This window comes from Niameybacter sp., from assembly GCF_036655075.1.
Lineage (GTDB): Bacteria > Bacillota > Clostridia > Lachnospirales > Cellulosilyticaceae > Holtiella.
Window position 1 is genome coordinate 81,656 of sequence record NZ_JAVVQU010000003.1, and the last position, 17,978, is coordinate 99,633.

A 17,978-nucleotide genomic window follows, 5' to 3' on the forward strand; every position below is an offset into this window, starting at 1 on the left:
GCTAAGAGGGTGAAAGGGATGCTAGATTTTAGTCAATTATTTGGTAGAAAAAATGCTTCAAGTAGTGTAGCAAAAGATAGATTGAAACTTGTATTGATTCATGATCGTATGAATTGTTCAACTGAATTACTAGAAATGATGCGTTCAGATATTATAGAAGTCATTTCTAAATATGTAGATATTGATACAGATGATTTTAATATAGAAGTTTCTTCAATGGAATGTGATAAAAGTGGGAATAAGTCACCTGTTTTATCTGCTAATATTCCTATTAAAAATTTAAAAAAAGTAAGTAGAGGCTAATTATTTCTAAAGTAAGAAAGGGACAAATGATTTATGTTCAATTTAAAAAAAGAACATTTAAGGTATATTGATTATTGGATGATTTTAGCTATGTGTGCCTTGATTGGTATTGGTGTATTAGCCATAAGTAGTGCAACTACTTATTCAGGAGATATGGAGGTACTCAAGATGCAGTTACTCTTTTTTGTAACGGGTATTATCTTGATGATTTTGGTCATATCTATTGACTATCATTTTTTAGGAGAATGGTATATTCCTATCTATATAGGCATCAATCTTTTGCTTATTGCTGTATTTTTTGTCGGGAAAAATGTAAATGGGGCAACGAGATGGATTCAAATTGGACCTATGACTATTCAGCCTTCAGAATTTGCTAAGATAGGTGTTATTCTTTGTACAGCAAAAATGTTGGATAAGTATAATGATAAAATTAATTCTTTTAAATCTTTAATGATTGTAGGTCTTTTTCATTTTATTCCTTTCATACTAGTGAATCGTCAGCCTAATTTGTCTACTAGCCTTGTCATCTTAGGTATTTTAGTGATACAATTGTTTGTAAGTAAATTGGATATGAAAGTGATGGTTTCTACTGCAACAATCACCATTGTTACAGCAGGAATTATACTTTTTTATATTATTACCAATCCTTATCAAAAGATTATTCCTGATTATCAGCGAGACCGTATTGTTACTAAAGTACACGGTGGAGATGACTTAGATGAGAACTACCAAACTAATCAGTCCGTTCATGCGATTGGTTCAGGTGGTTTAGAAGGAAAAGGTTTATATCAAGGTGCAATTAGTCAGCTCAATTACTTACCAGAGTCTCATAATGACTTTATTGTGGCTATTATTGCAGAAGAATTTGGATTTGTAGGTATTTTAGTGGTGCTTGGCATTATTCTCTTTATGATTGCAAGGGGATTATGGATTGCCCATGCTGCCCCGGATGACTTTGGCCGATTTATAATTGCAGGCTATATGGGTATGATTGCTATGCAGACCTTTGTCAATATGGGGGTAGTAACCAGTCTGTTACCAAACACTGGATTGCCACTTCCTTTCATTAGTTACGGCGGAAGCTCTTTATGGGCGAATATGATGGGAATGGGACTTGTATTAAATGTTGGGATGAGAAAAGAAAAAACAATGTTTTAGGAGGTAAGTGATGAATATAGGACTTATTGCACATGATGCAAAGAAAAAACTTATGGAAAATTTTACGATTGCCTATAGACACATACTAGCAAAACATACTTTGTATGCGACAGGGACAACAGGCCGATTAGTAGAAGAATCAACCAATTTAAATATTTATAAATACTTAGCAGGACACTTAGGTGGAGCACAACAGTTGGGAGCACAAATTGCTCATAACCAATTGGATATGGTTATTTTCTTAAGAGACCCTGTTACACAAAAAATGCATGAGCCAGATGTAGGCGCATTAGAAAGATTATGTGACATTCATAATATTCCTATTGCAACCAATTTAGCAACTGCAGAATTATTAGTAAAAGCTTTAGAACGAGGCGATTTAAGCTGGAGAGAAGTAATCCGTTAAAAAAGACTTTATTAAGTCTTTTTTTTATGGATATTTATTTTAGTACGAGATAAGGCTAATATAAAAGCACTCTTAGGAGTGATTGACACAAATTTTGGAGGATTAATATGACTATTTTATCAGAGCATATTTTAAAACAAGTAGATAAGCCAGCACGCTATATTGGCGGAGAAATGAACACTTATCAGAAAGATTTAAATGAAATTGATGTGCGCTTTGCATTTGCTTTTCCAGATGTTTATGAAGTAGGGATGAGCCACTTAGGCATGCAAATCTTATATCACTTCTTAAATAGAAGAGAAGATACTTATTGTGAACGTGTTTTTGCACCATGGTTAGACCTAGAAAAAATTATGCGTGAGCAAAGTATTCCTCTTTTCTCATTAGAAACTCATACACCACTTAAGGCCTTTGATTTCTTAGGCTTTACACTTCAATATGAAATGAGCTATACCAATATTTTAAATATGATGGAACTTGCAGGTGTGCCTATTTTAAGTAAAGATCGTACAGAAGAAGACCCTATCGTTGTAGCTGGCGGTCCTTGTGCTTATAACCCAGAGCCTTTGGCACCATTTGTGGACTTTTTCTATATTGGCGAAGGTGAATTTGCATATGATGAAATCTTAGATCTTTACAAAGACTATAAAAAACAAGGGCGTACAAGAAATGAATTTTTAGAAGCCATTCTAGAAATTGAAGGAATGTATGTACCAAAATTCTATGAAGAAGTCTATAAAGAAGATGGTACAATTTTAGAGAAACGTTCACTACATCCGAAAGCGAAAACGAAGATTCGTAAAGTCATTATGACAGAGATGGACGAGTCTTACTATCCAACGACTCAAGTTATTCCTTGGATTCAAGCAGTACATGACCGTGTAACACTTGAAATGTTTAGAGGATGCTTAAGAGGGTGTAGATTCTGTCAAGCAGGGATGATTTATCGTCCAGTACGTGAAAAATCTAAAGAAGTATTAATCGACTATGCTGAGAAGCTTTTGGCTTCTACAGGATATGAAGAAATTAGTTTGGCTTCATTAAGTACAAGTGACTATAAAGACTTAGAACCTTTTGCAGAGGAGCTTTTGAAACTTTGTGAAAAAGAATGTGTTAATATTTCACTGCCTTCTCTTCGTATTGATGCTTTCTCGGTAGACTTAATGCAAAAGGTACAAGAAGTACGTAAAAGTAGTTTGACCTTTGCACCAGAAGCAGGGACACAACGTATGCGTGATGTGATTAATAAAAATATTACAGAAGAAGAAATTCTTAGAGGGTGTAACCTTGCTTTCAACGGAGGTTGGAATAGAGTAAAACTTTACTTTATGTTAGGACTTCCAGGTGAAACACAAGAGGATGTACAAGGCATTGCAGATTTAGCTGAAAGCATTGTGCATGAATATTATCAAATTGATAAATCTCAGCGTCAAGGTGCTTTGCAACTTGTTGTAAGTACATCTTGTTTTGTACCAAAAGCCTTTACACCATTCCAATGGGAACCTCAAGATACATGTGAAAGCTTTATGGAAAAGCATGTAATGTTAAAACGTGCGATTAAAAGCAAGCAAATTAAATACAATCATCATGATGCTAAAACAAGTGTGCTAGAAGCTGTTATTGCACGTGGGGATAGACGTGTAGCAGGCCTTATTTATGAAGCTTATAAATTAGGAGCAACCTTTGATAGCTGGAGCGAACACTTCGATGAGAACAAGTGGGCACAAGCTGCAGAAATTGCTGATGTAGATTATGCTTTCTATGCCAATAGAAGACGTGACTATGATGAAGTTTTACCATGGGATCATATTGATATCGGTGTAACAAAGAACTTCTTGATTCGTGAAAGCAAAAAAGCGCATGAGTCTGTTACAACCCCTCAATGTCGTGTGAAATGTTCAGGCTGTGGTGCCAATACTTTCAATAAAGGAGTATGTTATGAGAATTAGATGTAAATTTACAAAACTTGGCTATGTTAAATTTGTAGGCCATTTAGATACAGTAAGAATGTTCCAAAGAGCAATTCGTGTTGCACGCATTCCAATTGCTTATTCACAAGGGTTTAATCCTCATGCAAAAGTTTACTTTGCCATGCCACTATCAGTAGGTGTAGGGAGTACAGGAGAATACATCGATATTATTACGAGTGTAGATGTGGATGTACAAAAAGCAAGTGAAACTTTAAATACAATTTTACCAGAGGGCATTCGTATTTTAGAAGCTACTGCTATTGAGGAAGGAAGCCCATCCCTTATGAGTCTTGTGACAACAGCGAATTATAAGGTAACTTTTGCAAAAGGTCAGTTAGAGGTACAAGACTTACAAAGCATTGAAGAAAAAATGGGTAGCGAAACTTTAGTTGTTATGAAAAAAGGTAAAAAGAAAACTTCTGAAGTGGATATTAAACCACTTATTAAAGCCTTTGAGTTAGAGGTACATGAGGATAACGTAGACATTCAACTTACGGTTGCAGCAGGTAGTGCAAGCAACTTAAGCGTGGACTTACTTTTGAAATCACTTATAAATAAAGAACTCGAAACACTTGATTATAGTGTGGAGAGATTAGAACTTTATACAGGTGAAGATAATAAGACAGTTCCTTTAATTCAAGTAGGGGCATGTCATGCTTAAGCAAATTGTTATTGATACAAGTGTAAGTCTTACCCGTATAGGGGTATTAGAAGAGGGCAAACTTGTTCATCTTTATATAGAAGACCATGAAGAAGAAACCTTGCAAAACTGTGTTTTGCAAGGTCAAGTCCAACAGGTTGTTAAGAACTTAAAAGGTGCATTTATTGACTTTGGAAAAGATAAAAACGGACTTTTACATTTTAAAAATGTACCAGCTTGTTATGAAAATAAATTACAGCCAGGGATGCGTGTACCCATTCAAATTCAAAAAGAAAATACGGGGGAAAAAGGGAATCGTCTCACTAGCTTAGTAAGTATTCCTGGATATTATTTAGTAGCCTTACCTTTTGAACCAGGTATACAAATTTCTAAGAAGATCAAAAATAATGAGCGACGTGAGCAGCTAAGAACAATTCTTGAGACTGTTGCAACGGATGAGCTTGGTTTCATTGTACGTACTAATGGAAAAGAAGCAAGTGACGAAGAAATTTTAAAAGAGGCCACTTACTTACGAGATAAAACCATGCAGTTCCATAAGGTTAAAGGCAATGTGCAAAAAGGAACAGTACTTATAGAAGCGGAACCTATATTCTTTGAAGTAATTAAAGAACATATTCAAGCTATAGATGAAGTGGTATTTCTTTGTAACAATCTTGAAATACAAGAGGCATTGCAGCAAAAAATAGAAATCTTTCTTCCACGGTTAAGTGTAACTTATCGTTTTTATCCTTGTTATGAGAATTTATTTAGATTAATGAGCATAGAAAAAGATTTTTTGGAAACACTTAAAAGAAAGGTTTGGCTTAAGAATGGTGGTAATATTGTTATAGACTATACAGAAGCCATGACCGTTATTGATGTCAATAGTGCTAAGGCGATTATAGGTAAACAAGCTGCTAGTGCCATTCGTGTCCTCAATAAGCTAGCTATAGAAGAAAGTATTTATCAAATTATACGTCGCAATTTATCTGGGATTATTCTGATTGACTTGGTAGACTTTAAGTCTAAGGAAGATCGATTAAGTGTCTATGAGTGGGCACGCCAGTTCATTAATGGGTTAGATGGTAGCAGAAGTAAGGTTTACCCTCCAACAGAGCTAGATCTTTTGCAAATAGCTAGGACAAAGAAGTACTTACCCATTCATCAAAAGTTGTTAGAAAAGGAAAATGAGTATACATGCCAATATACAATACCACAAGTAAGTTTTAATTACTTTAGGCTTGAAAATGAACTTAAACAGATCGTGGCAACAACTGAAATGAAGCAAGTTTATATTTACTGTAGTAAGTCATTTTATGAGTGCTTAAGTAAGCATACATTTATCAATAAGCTTCAGATGACGTATGGTATACACATTCAACTTTATCAAAATGAAAATCAAAAACAAACAGATTTTGACATAAGATTTCACAAACAATAAATATGGTTGACAGGTATTAGGGAGTATGATATATTAATGAAGTGTTTTAGCCGCACGAAGAGGTTTTGAAACTATTTAATAGTACCGAATTCGGCGAGTTTACGGTTTAAGGAGGTGTACTCATGTACGCAATTATCGAAACAGGTGGCAAACAATACAAAGTAGAAGTTGGCACAAGCCTTTACGTTGAAAAATTAAACGTAGCAGCTGGTGAAACAGTAACTTTCGACAATGTATTAGTTGTATCTAAAGATGACAACGTAGTTGTTGGTAGCCCAGTAGTAGCTGGTGCAACAGTTAAAGCTGAAGTTGTAGCTGAAGGTAAAGGACCAAAAATCATTATCTACAAATACAAAGCTAAAAAAACTTACCACAAAAAACAAGGTCATCGTCAACCTTTCACAAAAGTGAAAATCACTGCTATTGAAGCATAATTATTATGATTCAAGTAGACCTTTATTATAACAAAAATATATTATATCGTTTTAAATTATCTGGCCATGCAGGCTATGCCGATCATGGACAAGATATTGTTTGTAGCGCTGTAAGTATTCTAGTTATTAATACGCTTAATGCTTTAGAAGCATTAACAAATGAAGAATGCGCTCTTAATGAGATGGATTCTGATTCAGGTGTGATTGATTGTACTTTTAGCAAGCGCAAACAAGGCATGCCAAATAAAGAAGCAACGCTTTTAATAGAAGCAATGCTAATGGGCCTTAGGTCCGTTAAACAAATGTACGGAGAATACATTGTAATAAAAAATAAATAATTTAAAACTTAGGAGGTGGATTAAATGATGCGTTTAGACCTTCAGTTTTTTGCTCATAAAAAAGGGGTAGGATCTACAAAAAATGGTCGTGACTCTGAATCAAAACGCTTAGGCGCTAAAAGAGCAGATGGACAAGTTGTAAAAGCTGGTAACATCTTATATCGTCAAAGAGGTACTAAAATTCATCCAGGCGAAAATGTTGGCCGTGGTGGAGATGACACTTTATTTGCATTAGTAGATGGTAGAGTTAAATTCGAACGTAAAGGCAGAAGCAAAAAACAAGTTTCTGTATATCCAGTAGCACAAGAAGCGTAAATGATATACTTGGAAGGTTTCAACATCTGTTGAAACCTTCTTTTTATTAAGAGTACAAGATGCAATAGAAAAAAACAAAATGACATACACTATAAGATGAAAGGAGTGAGGATATGTTCGTAGATAAAGTAAAAATTCTTGTTAAATCAGGAAAAGGTGGAGATGGTCACGTTTCTTTTAGACGTGAGAAATACGTACCAAATGGTGGTCCTGACGGTGGTGACGGCGGACGTGGAGGTCATATCATTTTTGAAGTAGACCCAGGTATGAATACATTAATCAACTTCAGACATAAAAGACACTATAAAGCACAAGAGGGTGCTGATGGTGCTAAGAAAAAATGTCATGGTAAGGACGGATTAGATCTAACTATAAAAGTTCCTCAAGGAACCATTATAAGAGAAGCAGAGAGCGGGAAAGTAATTGCTGACCTCCATAAAGCAGATGACAAACAGGTTATCTTTAGAGGAGGTCATGGAGGACGTGGGAATCAACATTTTGCCACTCCAACCAGACAGGCACCTAAATATGCAGAAAAAGGCCGTGCAGCGAAAGAATATTGGGTTATTCTTGAACTTAAAATGATTGCTGACGTTGGGCTAGTAGGCTACCCTAACGTAGGTAAATCTACATTATTATCTATGGTAAGTAATGCACAACCTAAAATTGCAAACTATCACTTTACAACGTTATCTCCAAATCTAGGCGTTGTATCTAACCAATATGGGAAACAATTTGTTATGGCAGATATTCCAGGACTTATTGAAGGTGCAGCAGAAGGTGTAGGTTTAGGCCATGATTTCTTAAGACACGTAGAGCGTACAAAAGTTCTTGTACATGTAGTAGATACAGCAGGTAGTGAAGGTAGAGATCCAGTAGAAGATATCTATGCGATTCAAAAAGAGTTGAATGAGTACAACCCTACTATTCTTGAAACAAAACCACAAATTATTGCAGCAAACAAGATGGATATTGAAGGTGCTACAGAAAACTTAGAAGCTCTTAAAAAGACGTTTGAGCCTCAAGGGATCAAAGTCATTGCAATTACAGCAGCTGCAAATGACAATTTACAAGCGCTTTTAGAGGATATTTCTGAACTTTTAGCAACTGTGCCAGATGAAGATATTATATTCGAACCAGAGTTTGAAGAAATGCCAAAAATAGATCATGAAGCCTTTACAATCAATAATGAAGTAGAAGGATACTTCCTTGTTGAAGGGGTAGGTGTTGAAAAAATGATAGGTTACACATCACTCGATACTGAAAAAGGTTTTGCATTCTTCCAAAGATATTTACGTGAACGTGGTATTATCGAGGCGCTCGAAGAAGCAGGTATTGCTGAAGGTGACACTGTACGTATTTATGATTTAGAATTTGAGTATTACAAATAGAGGAGAATGTATATGAATATTACAAGTAAACAACGTGCTTATTTAAAATCTATAGCACAAACAACTGAACCTATTTTCCAAATTGGTAAAAATGGTTTAACACCAGAAATTACAGAAGCTATTTTATTGGCACTTGATGCAAGAGAGCTTGTTAAAATCAGTGTTCTTAATAACTGCTTAGAAGATCCAAAAGACATGTGTCAAGTATTAAGTGAGCGTACACACTCTGTGCCAGTACAAGTTATTGGTAAGAAAATTGTACTTTACAAACCAGCTAAGAAAAATGCAAAAATCAAATTACCATCATAATGACGGCGCTACCTTTAGGTAGCGTCTTCATTAGAAAGTGGAGAATTTTCTAAAGGAGATGTACGCATGAAAATTGCTATTATGGGTGGAACTTTTGATCCCATACATATGGGACATTTGGTGACAGCTGAGGCTGTAAGACATGAATTTGATATTGATGAAGTCCTATTTGTACCTACAGGTAACCCACCACATAAAGCGAGTATGGGAATTACATCAGCAGAACACCGTTACTTAATGACAGTGTTAGCCACAGCAGCAAATGCTCACTTTAATGTTTCAAGAATAGAGATAGACCGAGAAGGAACTACCTATACAGTAGATACACTGAAAGAACTCAGTAGAATGTATGGGCCTGATACAAAGCTTTACTTTATTACAGGTGCGGATGCAGTCCATGAAATTTTAAATTGGAAAAACTCAGAGGAGCTTTTACAACTTTGTACTTTTGTAGCCGTTACAAGACCTGGTTACCAAAAGCAACAACTTTTGGACCATGTTGAGAATTTAAGGGCACAGTATCACTCAAGTATTAAATTTTTAGAAGTACCAGCGCTTGCAATCTCCTCTTCCGATATTAGAAAACGTGTAAAAGATGATTCGCCTATTAAGTACTTGGTAACAAGTGCAGTAGAAAACTATATTTGCAAGCATAATCTTTATAGACATCCTGTATCTTTTAACCAAGAATTGGTGAGTAAGATGAGTCATTATGTGAAAGAGCATCTTTCTACAGGACGCTATGAACATACAAAAGGTGTAGTGGAAATGTCTATAGAACTTGCTAATTGTCATAATGTAGATGCAGATAAGGTGTTTATAGCTGCGTTATTTCATGATTTAGCGAAAGAACTGTCAATTGAGGAAGGCCTTGGATTATGTGATAAATACCAAATTCCAATTGATGGATTTGAACGGAGTCACCCTCATCTTATACATGGTAAGGTAGGCGCACTCTTATTAGAACGTGATTGGGGGGTAACAGACCTTTCTATTTTAAATAGTGTACGCTATCATACCATTGGACGTCCTCATATGACAGATATTGAAAAAATTATTTATCTAGCGGACATGGTAGAAAGAGGTAGAAAGCCTTATCCTGCGTTAGATCAAATACGAAGGCTGGCCAAACATGATTTGAACAAAGCTATGTACACGGCTTTAAGCAAGACTAAAGAATATGTACAGTCTAAAGTTGGACAAGAGATGCATCCTATTACAGATGTGCTCTTAGATGAATATAAGACTTATGATGTATAAAAGACATCATTTATGAAGTATTTTTTAGACAAGGATTATCAAGGAGTAGACTTGCATAATATAATAGTATAGATAGAGTTTATAAGATGTAGAGATAAAACGCATGTATGAAAGGGGTTTTTTGTATTGAATAATGAATCCATTTTACTAGCACAAAAGGTAGATACAATCTTAAAGAAGAAAAAGTTTGACAGTCTACAGGTGTTAGATGTGCATGAGATTACATCCTTAGCAGATGTATTTATTATTATTGTAGGAAACAATACAAAGCAAACAAAGGCACTTGCCGATGATATTGAAGAGGGGTTAAGTAAGCTAGATATAGAAGCGGTTCAAAAGGAAGGCTATCAAAGTGCAAATTGGATTTTGATGGACTATGACCGTGTGATTATTCATGTGCTTTATAAAGAAGATGCGGAGTTTTATGGATTAGATAGACTTTGGCAAGATGGAACAGAGATTCTATTTTAAAGCGACCAAAAAGCGTATGGCAAATGATTTATTTGCCATACGCTTTTATTTAAGTGTTTTAGAAAACTTAAGTTTTTTATGTTTGAATTTTCTTTTGCGCTTGCGCTTAATGAAGAAAATTAATGTCCCTAAAATAATGAGCAAAAGAACTAATAAAATTAAGAATGCTGATATAGGAAAAGTAAGTGTAGGTTTTTGAGGCTGATTGGCTGCATAAGGAGAAGCCGCATAAGTAATATTGGATATTTTTAAATCACTTTTAGCAAGTACTTTGTTGTTGTGTAAATACTCAATAGAGCCTACAACCTGATCTAGAGTTACTCCCATTTCTAAATATTCAGGAAGGTTAATGTTAGTAATAATATCACGAGTTTTAATATTTTTATTTACAAGGACGGACTCATTGCTAGAGGCTACAATGTCACAATGTGCAAATTCAATGAGCTTACCACTTTTAATAGAGTAGATAGGGAGCTTGCTGATAATTTCATCCTCTTTTAGAAGTTGGAAAGTTTGGTAGGCATTAAAACCATAGTCAAGTAACTGATTGGTAGCTTTGTATATGCCTGTTTTAGAATCCCCTTTTAAAATGACTGCAATGAGTTCAATCTCACCACGTTTAGCCATGGTTACTAGAGTATGACGTGCGATATCTGTATACCCTGTTTTGCCACCAATTGCATCTGAACGATACAGGGTACTGTCAGTAAATTGATTAAGTAATTTATGTTGTTGAGAAAGGTAACGTATTTCATTCACTTTGTTTGTCGGAGGAATTTGATACGTAACAGTTTTCATAATTTCTAGAAAGTATTCGCTATTACAAAGTGCTCTTGCAATAAGAGCCATATCATAGGCGGTAGTATAATGATCTACATCATCTAGTCCGTGAGGATTTTTGAAGTTTGTATCCTTTGCACCTAAAGCTTCAGCCTTTTTTGTCATGGCTACAGCAAATGTATCAATAGAGCCACTTACTTTTTCGGCAAGGCCATTGGCTACTTCGTTAGCAGAAGTTAGTAATAAGCCATGAAGGGCTTGATCTACTGTAATTTGTTCACCTACACGCATACCAATACTGCTACTGCCAGGCTCAACGCTATAAATAGCCTCTTTGGAAAAAGTAATCATATCTGTAGGTTTGAGGTTTTCTATTGTAAGTAAAGCAGTCATAAGCTTTGTAACACTGGCAGGATAATGTCTGTCATGACTATTTTTCTCAAATAGAATTTCACCTGTTTTAGCATCCATTAAAACAGCACTTTCAGCGGCTATCATAGATGCCTCTAAATTTGAAGTTATTTCGGTAGCATAAAGGGGGAGACAACTTAAAAGTAAAGATAAAATTAAAACTATATGAATCGATTGTTTCACTATTCGTTTTTTCATAAGTACAAAAATTCTCCTTTCAACAGTACTAGTATATTAAAAATAAAGCTTTTAGTAAAGGCAAACCTGTCTAAGATATGCAAAATTTGTTAAAACTTTGTACTAGAGGTGATTATGTGATAAAATTATTAAATAAGTATAAAATTATATTTGTGCTTATATTGCTGAGTATGACAAGTTTGCTTCTTATTAAAAAGCAGAATGAAACAGATAACATTCAAATTTTAGAGCAGCCAAAGGTGGAGATTGAAGAGGTTCAGCCAGTAATAGACGAAAATTGGAATGATGTAGAAGTACGACAACTTATTCCAGTGTATATCTGTGGGGCTGTTTATAAACCCGATGTTTACCAGGTAGAGGAAACGTCTATTTTAAAAGATGTGTTGAATTTAGCCGGGGGTGTTACACCAGAGGCCGATGTTACTCAGATTAATTTAGCTAAGGCAATTCAAGCAAATGAAAAAATTGTTGTTCCAAAAGTAGGAGAAGAAATTGACAAAATCTCCGATTCATATGAAAATGAAGAAAGGGTTCAAGCAGCTTCGCTTATCAATATTAATAAGGCAACGGTTCAAGAACTTACTACCTTACCAGGTATTGGTGAAGTAAAGGCTGGACAAATTGTTTTATATAGAGAGCAAAAAGGGAACTTTGAGTCAAAAGAAATGTTAAAGGATGTGTCTGGAATAGGTGATAAACTTTATAACGGATTAGAACAATGCATTACAGTAGAGTAGGAGGAAATAAAATGAATAGTAAAGTATTAGTAGTAGATGATGAAAGACTCATTGTTAAAGGAATAAAGTTTAGTCTAGAGCAAGAAGGGTGGGAAGTTGATGTCGCTTATGATGGTGAAGAAGCACTCAACTTAGTTAAAAGTAGTCAATACGATGTCATGATTTTAGATGTCATGTTACCTAAATATGATGGTTTACAAGTATGTCAAATTGTGCGTGAATTTTCTAACATTCCCATTGTCATGTTAACTGCTAAAGGTGAAGATATGGACAAGATTATGGGACTTGAATACGGTGCAGATGATTATGTAACAAAACCTTTTAATATTCTTGAACTTAAGGCACGTATTAAAGCAATTTTAAGACGTTCTGCACAAGGTGAAAAGGAGCAAAACAAAAAACTTCTTGAGGTAGGAAGTTTAAGGTTAGAACTAAATAGCAAACGTGTATTTTTAAATAATCGTGAAATTAACTTAACTGCTAAAGAATTTGATATGTTAGAGCTCTTTGCAACCCATCCAGGAAAAGTATACAGTCGTGACCAACTGCTGGATACAATTTGGGGAAGGGACTATCCAGGGGATGTAAGAACAGTAGATGTCCATGTACGACGTTTACGTGAGAAGATTGAGCCAAATCCTGGGCAACCTGAATATATTCATACAAAATGGGGGGTAGGTTACTATTTTAAAGATTAAGATGAAGTGGTTTCACAGTTTAAGGTGGCGATTATTCATCTTGTTCTTCTTAGTCAGTTTCATGCCGTTTATGATTTTTGCACCAGTACTCATGGGGCGCATGGAATCTCATTATATTGGACAAAGTCGAGTGGAATGGCGAAGAGAAGCAAATAGTATTTCCACCCAGATTACTGAAGGAAATTACTTAAAGGATTATACCAGTTATACGTATTTTGAGTCTTATATTAAGGGGCTTGGAAAAGAAAAGGGCTTCCGTATTGTTGTTGTAGATAAGTTAGGCTACATTATTGCAGACTCTGCAGCAGCAGATAAAGGGCATACGATCATGAGTAAGCAAGTCTTTGATGCTTTGCGCAAAGAAGATAGTGTAGAGCCTTATGAACGTGAAGATCAAACGGTTATGAGTGCAGTTGTGCCTATTACAGACAAAGAAAACAAAGATGAAGTACTCGGTGCTGTGATTGTGACAGCGAACATAGATGATATTTATGTATCACTTGGAGAAATACAAAATCAAATTTATTTGCTTTCGTTACTAACAAGTTTACTTATTGGTCTTTTAAGTTTCTTTACGTCTTCTTTCATTTCACGTCCGCTTAAGCTACTAATGAAGTTTGTTCAAAAGATTACAAACGGACAACTTGACCAAACAGTAGATATTAAAGGAAAAGATGAAATTGCAGAACTAGGTAATGCGTTTAACCACATGGCCGAACAGTTGCAACGCGTGGAACATTCAAGGCAAGAATTCGTGTCCAACGTATCTCATGAGTTAAAGACACCGCTTTCCTCCATTAAGGTTTTAACAGAGTCACTCCTGTTTCAAGAAAATGTACCTGTGGAAATGTATCAAGAGTTCTTTATGGATATTAACTCTGAAGTGGACAGGCTCAATAATATTATTAGTGACTTATTAACACTCGTAAGGCTAGATCAAACAGAAGTACCAATGAATATTAAAACAACTAATTTAAATGATATGACACAAGCTATCTTGAAACGTTTAATTCCACTTGCTAAGAAAAAGGATATTAAGCTTATTTATCAAAGCCACAAAGAGATCTTTGTAGATATTGATGAGGTGAAATTAACGCTCGCTATTTCTAATTTAATTGAGAATGCTATTAAGTATACCCCGGAAGGCGGAGAAGTACGCGTCGTTTTACAAAGTGACCTTCAAGATGCCCAACTCTCTGTAGAAGATACAGGTATTGGGATTGCAAAAGATGAACAATCTAAAATATTTGAACGTTTTTATAGAACAGATAAGACAAGAAATCGTGAAACGGGTGGTACGGGACTAGGTTTATCGATTACGTATCGTACAGTGATTATGCATAATGGTTCTATTCAAGTGGAAAGTGAAGAGGGAAAAGGTTCAATCTTCACCGTTCAAATCCCAATTAGACATCTATAGGTGGGAGGTAAAAAATGAAAAAATGTATACGTTTATTACAAGTAAGTCTATTAATTTTATGTGCACTACTTTTAAGTGGGTGCGAATTTGATTGGAAGCAATCAGGAAACACTGAAAAATTTAAACTCTACTTTTATGACGAGCATCAAAGTACGCTTGTTGTAGAAGAAAGAGATCTTGAATTGCCAGAAAATGCGTCAAAAGAAAAAAGAATGTTAGCTGTGATTGAAGCGTTATCCAAAGGTCAACAAGTGAATAATCAAGGGACTAGACCCATCCTATTTAATATTGACTATGCCATTTTAAAGGAAAATACGGCTTCTATCAACTTTACAGACGCTTACAATACGTTAGATGTACCAACACAAATTACTCATCGTGCCATGTTGGTGTACACACTGACAGAGTTAGATTTTATTGATAAAGTGGAGTTTTATGCCAATGATATGCCACTTATGAATAGTAATGGGGATAAGATGGATGTTGTAGAACGTAAGGATATTTTAATTAATGCACTGAATCCAAAGCCACCTACAAGCAGTCAGATTATTACGCTTTATTTTCCAAATCTAACAGACCAACTGTTGCACAAGGAGCAAAGAGAGATTCGTGTAAATAACAATACTCCACTTGAAAATTATGTCATTGCTGAATTGATTAAAGGTCCTAATATAGAGGGCTTACTGGGAATTTTACCAGCAGATACAAAAGTCAATGACATTAAAACACAAGATGGTGTGTGTCAAATTGATTTATCTTATGATTTACAAGTACCACAAGTGGGTAATCTAATTCGAGAGGATTTAATTATCTATGCAATGGTCAATTCACTAACAGAGATATCAAAAATACAAAAAGTCATCTTCTTAAAAGATGGTAAAAAGCAAACAGAGTTCAATTTATCAAGTCAATCAGGTGGTGTATTTGAAAGAAATGAAGAACTTATCTTGCAAACTCCATAGGCCATGTGTATGGTCTGTGGGCTATTATGTAGTAGGAATTATAGGGGGAGCGATATGGACTGAAGGTCTACATCGTTCCTTTTTTATGGTTATTATATTAACAATACTGTCTTGGAGCTTGATTTATATACTTACAAAAAGCGGAAGAGTTGGATGGTTAATTTGTTGTATGTTGCTCGGAATCATCAGGTTTTTAAGTCATCCAGTTGTAACTGAGCAAAGTTATTTGAAGGATTATGTGACCCTTACGGGTACTATTGTATCCCTTAAAAAGGGCGCTTACGAAGAACAAATGGTACTTGATTCTGTCAGCGTAGAGAGACAAAGTGAAAGTATAACCTTGCACAGTAAAGTAAAAGTGTGTTATGACCAACCTCAAGCAATTGCGTGTGGTAATCAAGTCACACTGGTTGGGAAAGTCAAACCACCTAGTAAGGTTTATAATCCTTCGGATATGAATTATGAATCTTATTTGAAAAGTCAAGGTATTATCTGCGAAGTGGAGCTAATCAACATAAAGAAAGTCGTGCCCAGAACAACATTTATCCACGCACTACGGCAGAGCTTAAAAATACAAATCTATACTGTATTTGAAGGAAAAGATAAGGGGATGATACAAGCTTTAGTGTTAGGGGACAAAGAAGAATTAGATAAAGAAGTTAAATCCTTATATAGTGTATTAGGCATAGGACATCTTATTGCTTTATCGGGGCTGCATCTGGGGATTATCAGTATGTGCTGTTGGTTTGTATTAGGTAGGATGGGACTAAATTATAGTAGGCGAAGTCAAGTAACCATTCTATGTATTTGGTGTTACTGGCTTTTAGCTGGAGGTAGTGTGAGCATGATGCGTGCTTGCGTGATGATGAGTCTTGTCTTAGGTATCAGAAGCTTTTGGGAAGAAGAGGATTTAATGACGAATTGTGCATTGGCAGCAGGTGTAGTTTTAATTGCCAATCCTTTTGAACTTTATCAAGTAGGTTTTCAACTTTCTTTTATGGCTATTATAGGTGTAATAGGTGTAGGACTTACTTATCGCTATATGAAACGCGTTTTGAAGTGGCCAAAGCACGTCTTAAGAATCTGTCGAGTCCTTGCGCCTACAGTGATGTTAACGCTGGTACTAAGTCCTATACTCGCTTATCATTTTTATGAAGTACCTTTGCTTGGTATTGTTTTAAATTTAATAGTCATCCCTTTATTTTCTATGCTTTTACCAATTATTTTTTTGATTATTTTATCAAGTTATGTGGTGCCAGGGATTAGCCACTTTTTTGCACAGAGTGTTCTAGGAATTTTTAATGGGGTTGAAGAAGTAGGGCGACAACTGGCGCAGTTACCTTTTGCTACCTATATATGTGGGCGCCCAACAGTAGCAAGCTTAATTTTTTACTATGGTGGGATAGCTATATTCATGCTGTGGATGTATCAGCAAGAAAGGGAGACTCTAAAAAAAGAACAGATATTGGTACAACCCTGGTTTGTAAAAGTCTATGGAAGCTATGGAATATTCTTAGGAAGCATTTGTATAGGATGTGCCCTTTTGTTTTTTAATCCTATGCCTAAAGGGCTAGAAGTGATGCACCTTTATGTTGGACAAGGGGATTGCTGTGTGATTCGGACACGAGAAGGAAAAACTATTTTAATGGATGCAGGGACAGAAAGAGCTGGGGAAACCATTTTACGTTATTTGAAGTACAAAGGGGTGCGTAGAGTAGACTTAGTGGTGATTTCTCACCCTCATGAGGATCATGTAGGGGGGTTGTTTAAGTTAATGGATGAAGGTATGGGAATAGATCAGGTTGTATGGGCAGATATGCAAGAAGAGGATGTTTATCGTACGCGTCTTATAGAAAGTTGTCAGCAACTTCGAATTCCACTCATAAGTCTTTACAAGGAGGATTGTATTCAAATAGGCGACTTACAATTAGACGTACTGTGGCCTAAGGAAAATCAGTCTTTTTCAAATCCTAATGAAGGGTCATTGGTAAGTCTGCTTACTTATAAAGAGGTGACAGAACTTTTTACTGGAGATATAGGTATAGAAACTGAAGCAAGGCTTGTACAGGACTTAGAAGATATTGATATTTTAAAGGTGGGACATCATGGCTCTAAAGACAGTAGTTCTTATAAGTTTTTAGACAAAATTAATGCAGAGTATGGTATGATAAGTTCTGGTGTAAATAATCGATATGGACACCCTCATCCATTAGCCCTAGAACGGTTAAACGAATATGAGATGAGTATTCATTCAACAAGCGAACAAGGAGCCATACAAATTTTGATGGATGGCTTTACGTATAGAGTAGAAAACCAGTTACAGGAGGAAAGATGAC

At 35.5% G+C, this 17,978-nt stretch carries 19 protein-coding genes; 18 read left to right on the top strand and 1 reads right to left on the bottom strand.

Translation table 11 applies throughout. From position 1 onward, the window contains the following. Nucleotides 1–18 precede the first annotated feature (18 nt). From minE to rsfS, 13 genes are all read left to right on the top strand, one after another. Nucleotides 19–303, top strand: coding sequence for a cell division topological specificity factor MinE (gene minE, locus RRY75_RS01990; protein WP_332491703.1), 285 nt, complete (start codon nucleotides 19–21; stop codon nucleotides 301–303). A 33-nt stretch (nucleotides 304–336) separates the two neighbouring features. Further along, the gene (gene rodA / locus RRY75_RS01995) at nucleotides 337–1,461 is read left to right on the top strand and encodes a rod shape-determining protein RodA (protein WP_332527186.1); all 1,125 of its coding nucleotides are present in this window, start codon (nucleotides 337–339) and stop codon (nucleotides 1,459–1,461) included. A gap of 10 nt (nucleotides 1,462–1,471) precedes the next feature. Next, a complete protein-coding gene (gene mgsA, locus RRY75_RS02000) occupies nucleotides 1,472–1,867 on the top strand; it encodes a methylglyoxal synthase (RefSeq protein ID WP_332491707.1) in 396 nt (131 codons plus the stop codon). 101 nt (nucleotides 1,868–1,968) lie between these two features. Further along, nucleotides 1,969–3,816, top strand: coding sequence for a TIGR03960 family B12-binding radical SAM protein (locus tag RRY75_RS02005; protein ID WP_442935398.1), 1,848 nt, complete (start codon nucleotides 1,969–1,971; stop codon nucleotides 3,814–3,816). After that, nucleotides 3,806–4,498 (top strand): TIGR03936 family radical SAM-associated protein, encoded by a 693-nt coding sequence (locus RRY75_RS02010; RefSeq protein WP_332491710.1) that lies wholly within the window; start codon nucleotides 3,806–3,808, stop codon nucleotides 4,496–4,498. The genes RRY75_RS02005 and RRY75_RS02010 overlap by 11 nt, the downstream gene beginning before the upstream one ends. Next, nucleotides 4,491–5,918 (top strand): ribonuclease E/G, encoded by a 1,428-nt coding sequence (locus tag RRY75_RS02015; protein ID WP_332528475.1) that lies wholly within the window; start codon nucleotides 4,491–4,493, stop codon nucleotides 5,916–5,918. The genes RRY75_RS02010 and RRY75_RS02015 overlap by 8 nt, the downstream gene beginning before the upstream one ends. Nucleotides 5,919–6,040: 122 nt before the next feature. Further along, on the top strand, nucleotides 6,041–6,352 hold the full coding sequence (rplU, locus tag RRY75_RS02020) for a 50S ribosomal protein L21 (protein ID WP_332491714.1): 312 nt from the start codon (nucleotides 6,041–6,043) through the stop codon (nucleotides 6,350–6,352). 5 nt (nucleotides 6,353–6,357) lie between these two features. Next, entirely contained in the window at nucleotides 6,358–6,690 is a 333-nt protein-coding gene (locus tag RRY75_RS02025) for a ribosomal-processing cysteine protease Prp (RefSeq protein ID WP_332491716.1), read from the top strand. Between the two features lie 24 nt (nucleotides 6,691–6,714). After that, entirely contained in the window at nucleotides 6,715–7,005 is a 291-nt protein-coding gene (gene rpmA / locus RRY75_RS02030; protein WP_332491718.1) for a 50S ribosomal protein L27, read from the top strand. A gap of 113 nt (nucleotides 7,006–7,118) precedes the next feature. Further along, the gene (gene obgE / locus RRY75_RS02035) at nucleotides 7,119–8,396 is read left to right on the top strand and encodes a GTPase ObgE (RefSeq protein ID WP_332491720.1); all 1,278 of its coding nucleotides are present in this window, start codon (nucleotides 7,119–7,121) and stop codon (nucleotides 8,394–8,396) included. A gap of 18 nt (nucleotides 8,397–8,414) precedes the next feature. After that, nucleotides 8,415–8,705, top strand: coding sequence for a ribosome assembly RNA-binding protein YhbY (yhbY, locus tag RRY75_RS02040; RefSeq protein WP_334309706.1), 291 nt, complete (start codon nucleotides 8,415–8,417; stop codon nucleotides 8,703–8,705). A gap of 66 nt (nucleotides 8,706–8,771) precedes the next feature. Beyond that, the gene (gene nadD, locus RRY75_RS02045) at nucleotides 8,772–9,965 is read left to right on the top strand and encodes a nicotinate-nucleotide adenylyltransferase (protein ID WP_332527188.1); all 1,194 of its coding nucleotides are present in this window, start codon (nucleotides 8,772–8,774) and stop codon (nucleotides 9,963–9,965) included. A 126-nt stretch (nucleotides 9,966–10,091) separates the two neighbouring features. After that, a complete protein-coding gene (rsfS, locus tag RRY75_RS02050; protein ID WP_332491725.1) occupies nucleotides 10,092–10,436 on the top strand; it encodes a ribosome silencing factor in 345 nt (114 codons plus the stop codon). 45 nt (nucleotides 10,437–10,481) lie between these two features. Here the strand turns inward: rsfS and RRY75_RS02055 are convergent, their stop codons facing one another. Continuing rightward, a complete protein-coding gene (locus RRY75_RS02055) occupies nucleotides 10,482–11,825 on the bottom strand; it encodes a D-alanyl-D-alanine carboxypeptidase family protein (protein WP_332527189.1) in 1,344 nt (447 codons plus the stop codon). Between the two features lie 116 nt (nucleotides 11,826–11,941). On the opposite strand from RRY75_RS02055, the gene RRY75_RS02060 reads away from it, so the two are divergent. Genes RRY75_RS02060 through RRY75_RS02080 form a run of 5 tightly spaced genes read left to right on the top strand, consistent with a single transcriptional unit; the run spans nucleotide 11,942 to nucleotide 17,977 of the window. Continuing rightward, nucleotides 11,942–12,562 (top strand): helix-hairpin-helix domain-containing protein, encoded by a 621-nt coding sequence (locus RRY75_RS02060; protein WP_332491731.1) that lies wholly within the window; start codon nucleotides 11,942–11,944, stop codon nucleotides 12,560–12,562. A gap of 11 nt (nucleotides 12,563–12,573) precedes the next feature. Beyond that, the gene (locus RRY75_RS02065; RefSeq protein WP_332491733.1) at nucleotides 12,574–13,260 is read left to right on the top strand and encodes a response regulator transcription factor; all 687 of its coding nucleotides are present in this window, start codon (nucleotides 12,574–12,576) and stop codon (nucleotides 13,258–13,260) included. A gap of 1 nt (nucleotide 13,261) precedes the next feature. Next, nucleotides 13,262–14,680: a sensor histidine kinase gene (locus RRY75_RS02070; protein WP_332491735.1), complete on the top strand. Its 1,419-nt coding sequence runs from the start codon at nucleotides 13,262–13,264 to the stop codon at nucleotides 14,678–14,680. Nucleotides 14,681–14,694: 14 nt separating this feature from the next. Then, nucleotides 14,695–15,642 (top strand): GerMN domain-containing protein, encoded by a 948-nt coding sequence (locus RRY75_RS02075; protein WP_332527190.1) that lies wholly within the window; start codon nucleotides 14,695–14,697, stop codon nucleotides 15,640–15,642. Then, nucleotides 15,614–17,977, top strand: a complete 2,364-nt coding sequence (locus RRY75_RS02080; protein WP_332527195.1) for a DNA internalization-related competence protein ComEC/Rec2 — start codon at nucleotides 15,614–15,616, stop codon at nucleotides 17,975–17,977. Before RRY75_RS02075 ends, RRY75_RS02080 begins: the two co-directional genes overlap by 29 nt. Nucleotide 17,978: the final 1 nt, after the last annotated feature.